Below are 12,725 nucleotides of genomic sequence, written 5' to 3' on the forward strand. Positions count from 1 at the left end.
ACGTGTAAACAAAAAACCCTCGTTAAATAACACTATAGCGCATGTCAAATAACGAGGGTATCAGTATTTATAATAGCCACGGTCAATCATTCAGCCATCATTGTTTTTTGTAAGATGTTAGGCCAAATGATGGAGTGATACTAGTTGTATATGACTTTCATAATTTCATATTCGACCACGCCTTTAGGCGTTTCAATACGGGCTTCATCGCCTTCTGATTTACCGATAAGACCACGAGCGATTGGCGAGTTGACAGAGATTTTACCCGCTTTAAAGTCTGCTTCGTCATCACCAACGATTTGGTATTGTTTTTCTTCTTCGGTGTCCATATTTTCGATGATAACGCTCACACCAAATACCACGCGACCTTCTTGTGGCAGAGTCGAAGGATCGATGACTTGCGCGCCGCCAAGCTTGGCTTCGATATCACGGATACGTGCTTCACAAAAACCTTGCTGCTCACGTGCTGCATGGTATTCAGCGTTTTCTTTTAAATCGCCATGTTCGCGAGCTTCAGCAATAGAAGCCGTGATGCGTGGACGGTCGATACTTTTTAACTGTTTTAATTCGGCTTCTAGAGCCTCATGTCCTTGCGGAGTCATGGGATAACGTTGCATGTTTTTTCCTTAAACCAATAACACCACACCACCTCATGATGAGATGGTGTTGGGGTTATTGCAATGGGTATAAAATATAAAAAGAGAGTGGTTTAGGCTGCATAACTAGCATACGAGTGGTTATGTATGAGCGTATTTACGCTCCACTAATGCACACTTAACCTTACGTAATAAAAAGCATAGTCGCAGTTTAGCCACTATGCTTTTTGGGTCTGTCTTTTCAAAGGTATTGTTTGATTAGAGCATTACTGTCATATAAAAACCAATTTCGCATGAGCTTTTATATAAGCCTGACTGTTATGCTTAATCTACTGAAATTATTCAGCCAAGTCAATAGAGCTAGGCAATAGTCTTTGCTTGTTCATGTAAATCTTGTAGCTTATAAACTTCGAATGGCAAGTCAATCGAATAAGATTTGCAAATGGCATCTGCAGCGCCCAATGTCGTGACATAGAATACTTTACCTTGTAGCGCGCTGCGGCGAATAGAGAATGAATCCTCTTGTGCCTGCTTGCCCTCAGTTGTATTAATGATAAGGTCGATTTTACCATTTTTCAATGCATCGACGATATGTGGACGGCCTTCGGTTACTTTGTTGATTTGCTTACATTCGATACCAGCGTCGCTCAGTATTTTTTGTGTACCAGTGGTAGACACAATGTCAAAGCCAAAGTCTACAAGCTGACGCGCGATTGGAGCGATTTGCGCTTTGTCACTGTCACGTACTGAGATAAAGACGGTTTTGGTTTCGCCCTCAGTTGGTAGACCTGGCAGACGCTCATTACTACCGATGATGGCTTTGTAGAACGCTTCACCAAAGGTTTTACCAACGCCCATGACTTCACCTGTTGATTTCATCTCAGGGCTTAAGATTGGATCGACACCAGGGAACTTAGCAAATGGGAAGACTGCTTCTTTAACGGCATAGAATGCAGGAACAATCTCTTTGGTAAACCCTTGGTCTTTGAGCGACGTACCAGCCATACAGCGAGCAGCGATTTGCGCCAATGAGGTACCAATGCATTTAGAGACAAATGGTACGGTACGGGCAGCACGTGGATTGACCTCAAGAATATAAATAGTTTCACCTTTTACGGCAAACTGTACGTTCATCAGGCCGATAACGCCCAGCTCTTTAGCCATAGCAATGGTCTGTGCGCGCATCACATCGCATAACTCTTTAGATAGTGAGTAAGGCGGTAGCGAACAGGCTGAGTCACCAGAGTGAACCCCCGCTTGTTCGATATGCTGCATGATGCCGCCAATCACGACGTCAGTACCATCACAAACACAGTCAACATCGACTTCGATGGCATCATCTAAGAAGCGATCTAGCAATACTGGTGCTTCGTTTGATGCTTGTACCGCAGTGCGCAGATAATGTCTTAGCTCATCTTCGTTATAGACGATTTCCATCGCGCGGCCACCTAGTACATAAGAGGGACGTACAACCAATGGATAGCCAACGTCTTTTGCTTTAACCAAGCCGTCTTCCAAGCTAGTCGCTAAGGCATTGGTTGGTTGCACAAGGTTCAATTGCTGAATCATATGCTGGAAGCGTTCGCGGTCTTCAGCACGGTCAATCGCATCAGGGCTAGTACCAATGATTTTGACACCAGCAGCTTCAAGGGCGCGAGCCAGTTTCAATGGAGTCTGACCACCAAATTGTACAATGACGCCATCAGGATTTTCGATACGGACGATTTCTAGCACATCCTCTAACGTGATTGGCTCAAAGTATAGACGGTCAGAGGTGTCATAGTCAGTTGAAACCGTTTCTGGATTACAGTTGACCATGATGGTCTCGTAGCCGTCTGCACGCATCGCAAGGGCAGCGTGTACACAGCAATAGTCAAACTCGATACCTTGACCGATGCGGTTAGGACCACCACCGATAACCATGATTTTTTTGTTATTGGTAGGGTTGGCTTCACACTCGCTGTCGTATGTTGAGTACATATAAGCGGTACTGGTAGAGAATTCTGCCGCACAAGTATCCACGCGTTTATAGACTGGATAGACGTTTAAATCCCAACGTTTTTTGCGCAGTTGCTTTTGCGAGACACCAAGCAATTTGGCTAGACGTAAATCTGATAAACCTTTACGTTTAAAGCGACGCAAGTTGTCTTCAGTTAAACCGCCAAAACCTAAAGTTTTAACTTGTGCTTCAGCTTTTACGATGTCTTCGATCTGTACCAAGAACCACGGGTCGATTTTGGTAAGATTAAAGACCTCATCGACGCTCATACCGATACGGAAAGCATCCGCAATATAATAAATGCGTTCAGGCGTTGGAATGGTTAAGCGATTATGAATCTCGCTACGGGCTTTGTCAGTACTAAGGCTACCGTCTTTGATAGCGGCAAAGTCAATCTGCTCATCAAAACCATCATTGCCAGTTTCCATACCACGTAATGCTTTTTGCATAGATTCTTGGAAGTTACGGCCAATCGCCATCACTTCGCCGACTGATTTCATCTGCGTTGATAAAACACTATCGGCTTGCGGGAATTTTTCAAAGTTAAAACGAGGTATCTTGGTCACAACATAATCAAGCGCAGGCTCAAAGCTTGCTGGTGTTTTGCCGCCAGTGATGTCGTTTTGCAATTCATCTAGGGTATAACCAATCGCCAGTTTTGCCGCGATTTTAGCAATCGGGAAACCAGTGGCTTTTGATGCCAATGCTGATGAACGTGATACACGTGGGTTCATCTCGATAACGACCATGCGACCTGTATCAGGGTTGATACCGAACTGGACGTTTGAACCGCCGGTTTCTACACCAATCTCACGCAGTACTGCCAATGAGGCATTACGCATGATTTGATATTCTTTGTCCGTCAAAGTCTGTGCAGGTGCAACCGTGATAGAGTCGCCGGTGTGTACACCCATTGGATCAAAGTTTTCGATGGCACAGATGATAATGCAGTTGTCGTTTTTGTCACGAACCACTTCCATCTCATACTCTTTCCAACCGATCAACGACTCATCGATAAGTAGCTGATGGTTAGGAGACAAGTCAAAACCGCGCTCACAGATTTCAATGAACTCATCACGGTTATACGCGATACCGCCACCTGAACCACCCATCGTGAATGAAGGACGAATGATACATGGATAGCCCATTTTCTCTTGGGTAGCAAATGCTTCTTCCATGGTTTCAGCCGTTTCAGCACGTGGACACTCAAGGCCGATACGCTTCATGGCTTTATCAAATAAGTTGCGATCTTCTGCCATCTCGATTGAGTCTTTAGTCGCCCCAATTAGCTCGCATTCGTACTTGGTCAGTACGCCATGCTTATCCAAATCTAATGCACAGTTTAACGCTGTTTGTCCGCCCATCGTTGGCAGGATAGCATCAGGTCGTTCTTTGGCAATGATTTGCTCAACCGTCTGCCAAGTAATTGGTTCGATGTAAGTGGCATCTGCCATGACAGGATCGGTCATGATAGTGGCAGGGTTTGAGTTGACCAAGATGACGCGGTAACCTTCTTCTTTTAGTGCTTTACACGCCTGCGCGCCTGAGTAGTCAAACTCACATGCTTGGCCGATGACGATAGGGCCTGCGCCAATGATAAGAATGCTTTTTATGTCGGTACGTTTTGGCATAGTTAGGGCTACCTTCGTTTGGGTTATATTTTGATTAATCTATATTTTTAATAAAACTGACAGTATTTTGGTCGATACAACTTGAACCACCATTAGTGATTCAAGCTTAATATTTATTATTCGTTACCAATGTTGATGCATTAAGCATTGGCTGCTGCCATCATATCCGCAAACTTGTCAAACAATGGCGCGCAGTCATGCGGACCAGGGCTGGCTTCTGGATGACCTTGGAAGCTAAATACTGGCTTGTTGGTCAGTTCGATACCTTGGTTGGTACCGTCGAATAATGAGCGATGGGTAGATTTAACGTTATCAGGCAGGGTTTCTTCATCAACTGCAAAACCATGGTTCTGACTGGTAATCATAACCGTGCCAGCTGCCACATCTTGTACTGGATGGTTGGCACCATGATGGCCTGTTTTCATTTTGATGGTGTTTGCACCGCTGGCAAGACCGACCAGCTGATGGCCTAAACAGATACCAAAGGTTGGCACGTCAGTTTGCTCAATGATGTGACGCACGCTGTCAATAGCGTAGCCACAAGCGGCAGGGTCACCAGGACCATTCGATAAGAAGATACCGTCTGGATTCATCGCTAGCACGTCAGCGATAGGCGTTTGTGCTGGTACGACCGTTACATGGCAGCCGCGATCGACGAGCATGCGCAAGATGTTGGTCTTGGTGCCAAAGTCATAGGCGACTACATTAAATTTGTGCTCAACGTGTGTGCCTAACTGCTTGAAGAATCCGCCTGTACCGCTATCATGACTGCCAACGGCATCACGGTTAAGTAGGGTATCTGATAAATCCCACGTACCTGCTGTCCATTCGAACGTCTCTTTAGTACAGCATTCTTTTGCCAGATCCATGCCTTCGATACCAGCGAACTCTTGCGCCAATTTGATGGCTTTTTGCTCGTCATCACTGCTAATGGTCTCGCCATTAGAGGCTGTCATGATACAACCGTTTTGAGCGCCTTTATCACGTAGTAGACGAGTCAATTGACGGGTATCAATCTCAGCGATTGCGACGGTATTATGGTTTTGTAAGTAGTCACTCAATGATTCTGAGTTACGGAAGTTTGAGGTAACCATCGTGGCATCACGAATGATGAGACCGTCTGCCCATACTTGATGACCATTACCAGACTCAGTGTCCTCGCTATTGGTACCAGTATTGCCGATGTGCGGATAGGTTAGGGTCACTAGCTGACGAGCATAGCTGGGGTCAGTTAGGATTTCTTGATACCCTGTCATGGCTGTATTAAACACCACCTCACCGACACGATGACCGAGACTGCCGATACTCACACCGCGAAAAATCGTACCGTCTGCTAATGCCAAAATTGCTTGTATTTCTGCCGATGAATTCAAGGTTTGCCTCCGCTGTTATTGGTGAGTGCCATAATTTTTCATGATTAAATTTCGGATTGAACGCAGCTTTTTATATCTCGATAATGACTATTAATTAAGAATAAAAAACGGCTAAACCCAAAATTTTTCCACAAAAAAGCGAGAAGACATTATTGATGGAAACTACAAAACCCACTAGATAGTGAATAGGTAACTTGCATCATGTCCGCTCGCTTAGGCACAGATTTTGCGCATTATATACAATATACACGCAGATAGCCAGTCGATTTTCTAACTTAACGGACACGGATTCCTCGTCTACCGTAAATATACAATATACTATCTATTAAATAATTGTTTATAAAAAATTTCTGAAAAAACAATATGTGAAAAACAGCATATGATAACCAACACTCTAATTGCGACGAGTGATTTTTCTATTCTTACGGTCTAAAGGGTGATTTGTTCTAAGTGATAACTTGTTCTAAATCAGTAGCTATAACGGCCATAATAGCCTAAGTAGAAATAGATACTTCTTACGGTGACTGGCACAACCATCATACTAAGGTTAATAGCACTAGATTTTGATAGAAGGCTTTGCCACAATAGAGGGCATTATTGACTGATATAGATAGCTATCTATTATTAGGTTAGTATAAAAAACAATAACAAGGAGTGGTTATGATTTATCAATATTTAGACAAGGTACCTAAATTTGCTGTGCCTTTTAACGGTTGGGTAGCCGATTCTGCGCAAGTTATCGGTGATGTGTACTTAGGATATCAAGCCAATATTTGGTTTGGTGCGGTACTCCGCGGTGACAATGAACTGATTCATATCGGTGACTATAGCAACGTGCAAGAAAATAGTGTGATTCATACTGATGCAGGTATTGAGGTGAAAATCGGCAATTATGTCACCATTGGGCATTTAGCGATGCTGCATGGCTGCGAAGTCGGTGATAACAGTTTAATTGGTATTGGTGCAGTGGTATTAAATAATGCCAAAATCGGTAAAAACTGTATCATTGGTGCCAAAGCATTGGTCACGGAAGGCAAGGTTATTCCTGATAACTCATTGGTGATGGGCGCACCAGCAAAAGTGGTGAAAACATTAACAGATGAGCAAGCCTCGATGCTGAAATTGTCAGCGATGCATTATGCGGAACGTTGTCAGAAGTTTAAAACAGGCTTAAAAGAAATCGCAATGCCTGATTAATTAGTACGGGGCGAGCGATCAGTACAGTACAGCGGAAGCGATCAGTAGTGGATAAAAATAAAAGGATGGTAGTCTATTGTTCCATCCTTTTTATATTCTTATAATATGTTGCCAGTGGTTATACCATGAGCATCATAACCAGCCAAATAACGGCAAAGATAATGATACCTATAATGAGTCCACGAAAAATATCATGACTGATAGAGGTGTCATCGAGATAAGGATTATGGTTAGCAGTTTCGTCGATATGTAATGCGTTGACGCTCTCAGCACCTGCGTTTTTACCAACGATGAGTCCTATCAATACGCCAAGTACGACCATGAAAGGGGTGAATAGCCAAAAAATTTCACCATTACCAAGACCAGCTATTGAGCGAATGACAACAATGGCAAGGTCGATAAGTAATCCACCAAAGCCATACATCAAGCCATTCAAGAGCGCATAGAACACACGGTCTAAAGGTGATTGATAAGCATCACCCAATCGACGTTGTCTGATTTCTCTGATAGAGCGAGCTGGACGGTGCGGTCTATTAGGTAAGCTGGTTTTGTTATCATATGCTTTCATAAGGTTCTCTGGGTTGCCTATTATGTTCGTTGAAAGTCTTATAAAATGAGTTGAATAAACAATTTAGCATAATTATGTCTGGCAAACAGTAGTGTTCTCACAAATTTACCGAGCAAACGTTATATCCACAAAACCGACTATATTCAAGGCTTCAGAGCAAATATGGTTTATAAAGCGCATCATTATAGTTAAGATTATTCATCATCCACTTTAAAAAAATAATAAGGCTTCGCTATGCAAGCATCTCACACACAAAGCACTCAAAAAGAACTGGCACTGTTTGATTTAGATCATACGTTGCTCGATGTCGATAGTGACTATCTATGGGGCGAATATATCGTCAATAATGGTCTGGTCGATGAAGCGCAGTATCGCACAGCCAATCAAGAATTTTATGAGGACTATATCGAAGGCACGCTCGATGCCACCGAGTACAATGAATTTGTCGCCCAGTTTTTGACTACATTACCCTTGGCGCGTTTGCATGAGCTGCGTGAAGATTATATTAAATGCGAAATCGAACCGCATATTCGTCCAAAAGCGATGGAAGTGTTGTGTCAGCATATTGAGAAGGGCCATGACGTGGTTATTATCTCTGCGACCAATGACTTTGTGGTGTCTGCCATTGCCAAACGTTTCGGTATAGAAGCCGCCAATGTGTTATCAACACCGCTCGAGATAAAAAACGAGCGTTATACGGGCAAGTTAGCGGATAAGCCAAACTTTCAAGCGGGCAAAATATACCATTTAGATAAATGGCTGAGTAAGCAACAAGTCGCTGGCATCACGTTTGAAAAAACGTATGCGTATTCAGATTCTAAAAATGACATTCCATTGCTTGAGTGGGCGGATGTGGCAATTTGTGTGTCACCCGACGATGCGCTACATGCTCATGCGTTAGCGCATCACTGGGCAGTAGAGGATTGGTCGATTTAGGTTGTTTAACGCTATTTAATATATAGGCGGTACTAATTAGCCAACTATTTAGCCTCAATCTCATTTAAAATGACGGCATATCCGTTAGATATTTATTTAAAAAAACAGGAACATTTATGGAAATCAATCCGTATCAAGAGCAAATCAAAGATTTATCTGAGCGTGGGCAGGATTTGCGGAGGTATCTTTGACTTTGATGGTAAGCAAGAGCGCTTAGAAGAAGTCAATTTAGAGTTAGAAAACCCTGAGCTATGGAACGATCCAGAGCGAGCGACTAAGATTAATAAAGAAAAAAGCCATCTTGATGGCGTCATCGATGTGGTAGTGTCGCTTGAAACCACATTAGAAGATGCATCTGCCATGCTAGAGCTAGCGGTAGAAGAAGACGATGAATCACTGCTCGCTGATGTGCAGACCGAGCTGGATAATGCTGAAAAACGTGTGGCTGATTTAGAATTCCGCCGGATGTTCAGTGGTGAGATGGATCCAAATAACTGCTACTTGGATATTCAATCAGGTAGTGGTGGTACAGAAGCACAGGATTGGGCTGAGATGCTACTGCGCATGTACACACGCTGGGCAGAAGCGCATAACTTCAAAGTTGATGTCATTGAAGTATCATCAGGTAGTGTGGCTGGTATCAAGTCGGCAACGATTGAGATTAAAGGCGATTATGCGTTTGGTTGGTTGCGTACCGAAATCGGTGTCCACCGTCTAGTACGTAAGTCACCATTTGATAGTAATAATGGTCGTCATACCTCGTTTGCTGCGGTGTTTGTCTCACCTGAAATCGATGACAATGTCGAGATTGATATCAATCCAGCGGACTTGCGTATCGATACCTATCGCTCATCTGGCGCGGGTGGTCAGCATGTGAACACGACAGATTCTGCGGTACGTATTACCCATGAGCCAAGTGGCGTAGTCGTCACTTGTCAGAACGAGCGTAGTCAACATGGTAACAAAGCCACCGCGATGAAGATGCTACGTGCTAAGCTCTATGAGCTGGAAATGCAAAAACGTATGGAATCACAGCAAGCGGTTGAAGACGGTAAGTCTGATGTTGGCTGGGGCAGTCAGATTCGCTCTTATGTACTCGATGACTCACGTATCAAAGACTTGCGTACCGGTGTTGAAACCTTTAACACTGGTGCTGTGCTAGATGGTGACCTCGATCAGTTCATTGAAGCGAGTCTAAAAGCAGGACTGTAAAAGGCCGTTTTAAATAAGCAGCCGTTTTAAAATAGTAACTAATATTTAATTAAGGAAAATTATGCCAAGCGTTAATAATTATTTTGATGATAAAGTGACTTCTATCGCCTTTCAGACAGCGACTAAGTCTGCTACTGTCGGTGTCATGGAAATTGGTGAGTATGAGTTTGGTACTAGCGAATTTGAAACCATGAGCGTGGTGAGCGGCGCGTTGACCGTTAAACTGCCAGAAGCTAACGAGTGGCAGACTTTTAACGCTGGCGAGCAATTTACGGTTGAAGCCAATCAGAAGTTTCAAGTAAAAGTGGCCGTAGAAACAGCATATCTATGCGTTTACGGTAAATAATGTCTAAGCTGCTTTAACCTAACGTTGTATTGATAAGAAAACGCCAAGTGTTTAACACTTGGCGTTTTTTATTTGCTCATTCATTATAAACTATAAGACAGGTAGTACAAATCATAGGTTTTTACGATACTGCACCATGTCCGTTAAGCTTGCGACATTGTCATACAGTTGGCGTGCATCAGCATTACTTTCTTGTGTTTTCCAATAGACGTGGTTGCAGCTTTTTTGAGTAGCAAAGTCAGACACATATTCAATCAAGGTACGTCCGACACCTTGCCCGCGAATAGATTCACTAACATACAAATCTTGCAGGTAGCAACATCCATTACTGGTCCAAGTACTGGGGTGCAGCACCACATGAGTGATGCCTACCAATGTACCATCCTGCCATGCGCCAAATCCGTAAATAGCTATATTGCTATCTAGCAAGTTGCGCCATGTTGTGTCAGTCGTGCTCATGGGTAAACTGGTCTCGTAAAATGTCAGATAGTTTTGCCACAAGTGTAACCAACTATCGTAGTCAGTATTAGATAATGGAGTTATTTTTATAGAAGAGTTTTTCATGATTTTTTACTCAGCTTTATTAATGAACAGGTGCTTAAGTATGACTCAATAAATCATAATTGATAACCCTTCTATGCTGCAGATTTTACACAGGATTACACTTTGCCCGTGGCAAGTAAACAGTAAAAATAGCCGTCATTAATTATGCTAAAACAGCATACTTATATGTATACGGTAAATAAAATTTTTAGAAAGCGTATTTAGTATAAGGTTGTTTTTAGACAATCAACACCAAGTGTTTAATAACACTTGGTGTTTTTTATTTCTGAACTATAGAAAACTATAAGTTTTTACGATACTGCACCATATCTGTTTGAGTGGCAATGGTGTCGTATAGAGTGCGTGCCGTTGTGTTACCTTCTTGCGTCGTCCAATACACACGGTTGCATTTCTTCTGGCGTGCAAAGTCATACACATATTCAATCAAGGCTCGCCCGACACCTTGTCCGCGAACAGATTCACTAACATACAAATCTTCTAAATAACAACATTCCGTGGTATTCCATGTATTGGGGTGCAGCACCACATGAGTGATACCTACCAATGTACCATCCTGCCATGCGCCAAATCCATAAATAGCTACATTGCTATCTAGCAAGTTGCGCCATGTTGTGTCAGTTGTGCTCATGGGCAAGCTGGTCTCATAAAATGTCAGATAGCTTTGCCACAATGCTAACCAAAAGTCGTAATCTGCATTAGATAATGGAGTGATTTTTATAGAATGGTTTTTCATTGTGTTTTATTCAACTTAAGTTTTGATAGTCATTAAATTATGCCCTAAAATTCAATAATTGAGAACCCTGCCATCCGCTTAGTTTTACACAGCATTACACTTTGTCTGTGTCAAATAAACAGCAAAAACTACCGTCATTAATTATGCTAAAACGACTATTTTATAAGACGGATATTTTTATGACCAAGGTAAATCATCAGGCAGATACAGCAGTAGATGTGCGCCATAACTATGAACATCTGGCTCGTTTGGCGAATTTGCGCTACGTGAGTGATGATGAGCCTGGTTATGAGCGTAGACGCTGGGGTCGCGGTTTTACTTATAAGGATGCTATTGGTAACACGGTCAAAGACAAGGCTTTGCGCAAGCGTTTTGATGCTTTGGTGATACCACCGATGTGGTCGAACGTTTGGATATGCCAAGATGAAACAGGGCATCTGCAATCGACAGGCCGTGATGACAAAGCGCGCAAGCAATATTTGTATCATCCAGAGTGGGATCGCGTACGTGACCGAGCGAAATTTGATGCGATGATTGGCTTTGCAGAGGCGCTACCAAATCTACGTGTTCAGGTTGAGTTGGATTTGGATGCGAAACCCTTGTCACGAGTTAATGTACTCGCTGCGGTGGTTAAACTGTTAGAGACTACCTTAATTCGTATTGGCAATAGCCGTTATGCCAAGTTGAATAAAAGCTATGGTTTAAGCACGCTACGTAGTAAGCATGTGAATGAAACGGATAATGGACTGGCGTTTGATTTTGTCGGAAAAAGTGCAAAAGAGCATCATATTGAGCTGCAAGACGAGCGTTTGATTGACATTGTACAAGCGTGTTCTGAATTACCTGGCTATCAGATATTTAAATACTTAGACGACAACGGGCACAAACAAATCGTCGACAGCGCCGATATTAATGATTATATACGCACCCATACTGGCTGTGGTGATGGCACTGGCAATATGTATAGTGCCAAGGATTTCCGGACTTGGATGGCCAGTGTCCTCGCAGCCAGTCATTTATATGATGAGCTACAAACAGCACATGGAAAAACAATATTAGCCAGTGAGCCTAAAAGTGCTGAGCGCCAACAACTGGTCGTTGATATGGTCAAAATCGTGGCAGAGGAGCTAGGCAATACTCCGACAGTATGCCGCGCATCTTATATTCATCCCGTCGTTATCGATCAGTTTTTAGCGGGTCAGTTTTTTGAGCCGTATAAAAATGCCCATCGTGGACGTACCAAAAAACATCAAAGCCGTGAAGAAAAGGCGCTACTAGGCTTTTTAAGCATACGATAGTCGGCTCACTATAAAACCGTTAGGACGTCCATTTCACTAACCATACTAGACATCATTTAGGATGACACTCCTTGTATCGAAGTAATGGCACATTGACTATATAGTGAATTTATATTTCTATAAAAATTAGTATTTACTATGAAAATGATACGTTATGTATTGAAATAAATATAAAAATGCGTTACTAATAGGACATGATAAATACGAAGATATTAAACGGTCTATAGGATGTGACCGTTTTACAATCACAATCATCATTTTACCAATTATCT

11 protein-coding genes are annotated in these 12,725 nt (G+C 42.7%); 5 read left to right on the top strand and 6 right to left on the bottom strand.

Annotation, left to right across the window (positions count from 1 at the left end):
- Nucleotides 1-140: 140 nt before the first annotated feature.
- The 3 genes from greA to carA all read right to left on the bottom strand — a co-directional run bounded on the left by greA (nt 141) and on the right by carA (nt 5,599).
- A complete protein-coding gene (gene greA, locus I6E83_RS04160) occupies nt 141-617 on the bottom strand; it encodes a transcription elongation factor GreA (RefSeq protein ID WP_110922744.1) in 477 nt (158 codons plus the stop codon).
- A 339-nt stretch (nt 618-956) separates the two neighbouring features.
- A complete protein-coding gene (gene carB / locus I6E83_RS04165; protein WP_197100090.1) occupies nt 957-4,226 on the bottom strand; it encodes a carbamoyl-phosphate synthase large subunit in 3,270 nt (1,089 codons plus the stop codon).
- A gap of 140 nt (nt 4,227-4,366) precedes the next feature.
- The gene (gene carA, locus I6E83_RS04170) at nt 4,367-5,599 is read right to left on the bottom strand and encodes a glutamine-hydrolyzing carbamoyl-phosphate synthase small subunit (RefSeq protein ID WP_197100091.1); all 1,233 of its coding nucleotides are present in this window, start codon (nt 5,597-5,599) and stop codon (nt 4,367-4,369) included.
- Nucleotides 5,600-6,259: 660 nt separating this feature from the next.
- Between carA and I6E83_RS04175 the strand changes: the two genes are divergently transcribed.
- Entirely contained in the window at nt 6,260-6,796 is a 537-nt protein-coding gene (locus tag I6E83_RS04175) for a gamma carbonic anhydrase family protein (RefSeq protein WP_197100092.1), read from the top strand.
- 118 nt (nt 6,797-6,914) lie between these two features.
- Here I6E83_RS04175 and I6E83_RS04180 read toward each other — a convergent pair whose 3' ends face one another.
- The gene (locus I6E83_RS04180) at nt 6,915-7,364 is read right to left on the bottom strand and encodes a hypothetical protein (protein ID WP_110922749.1); all 450 of its coding nucleotides are present in this window, start codon (nt 7,362-7,364) and stop codon (nt 6,915-6,917) included.
- Between the two features lie 234 nt (nt 7,365-7,598).
- On the opposite strand from I6E83_RS04180, the gene I6E83_RS04185 reads away from it, so the two are divergent.
- From I6E83_RS04185 to I6E83_RS04195, 3 genes are all read left to right on the top strand, one after another.
- Nucleotides 7,599-8,300, top strand: coding sequence for an HAD family hydrolase (locus I6E83_RS04185; RefSeq protein ID WP_197100093.1), 702 nt, complete (start codon nt 7,599-7,601; stop codon nt 8,298-8,300).
- 116 nt (nt 8,301-8,416) lie between these two features.
- A protein-coding gene (prfB, locus tag I6E83_RS04190) for a peptide chain release factor 2 (RefSeq protein ID WP_110922751.1) occupies nt 8,417-9,512 on the top strand; the annotation gives its coding sequence in 2 pieces (ribosomal slippage) (nt 8,417-8,488 and nt 8,490-9,512; 1,095 coding nt in all).
- Between the two features lie 61 nt (nt 9,513-9,573).
- On the top strand, nt 9,574-9,858 hold the full coding sequence (locus I6E83_RS04195) for a pyrimidine/purine nucleoside phosphorylase (RefSeq protein WP_110922752.1): 285 nt from the start codon (nt 9,574-9,576) through the stop codon (nt 9,856-9,858).
- 111 nt (nt 9,859-9,969) lie between these two features.
- Here I6E83_RS04195 and I6E83_RS04200 read toward each other — a convergent pair whose 3' ends face one another.
- Nucleotides 9,970-10,422, bottom strand: a complete 453-nt coding sequence (locus I6E83_RS04200; RefSeq protein WP_110922753.1) for a GNAT family N-acetyltransferase — start codon at nt 10,420-10,422, stop codon at nt 9,970-9,972.
- Between the two features lie 280 nt (nt 10,423-10,702).
- Entirely contained in the window at nt 10,703-11,155 is a 453-nt protein-coding gene (locus I6E83_RS04205; protein ID WP_110922754.1) for a GNAT family N-acetyltransferase, read from the bottom strand.
- Nucleotides 11,156-11,334: 179 nt separating this feature from the next.
- Between I6E83_RS04205 and I6E83_RS04210 the strand changes: the two genes are divergently transcribed.
- Nucleotides 11,335-12,453, top strand: coding sequence for a DNA topoisomerase IB (locus I6E83_RS04210; RefSeq protein WP_197100094.1), 1,119 nt, complete (start codon nt 11,335-11,337; stop codon nt 12,451-12,453).
- The last annotated feature ends 272 nt before the right edge of the window (nt 12,454-12,725 follow it).

It is taken from the genome of Psychrobacter sp. SZ93C1, from assembly GCF_015864635.1.
Classification (GTDB): Bacteria; Pseudomonadota; Gammaproteobacteria; order Pseudomonadales; family Moraxellaceae; genus Psychrobacter; species Psychrobacter fozii.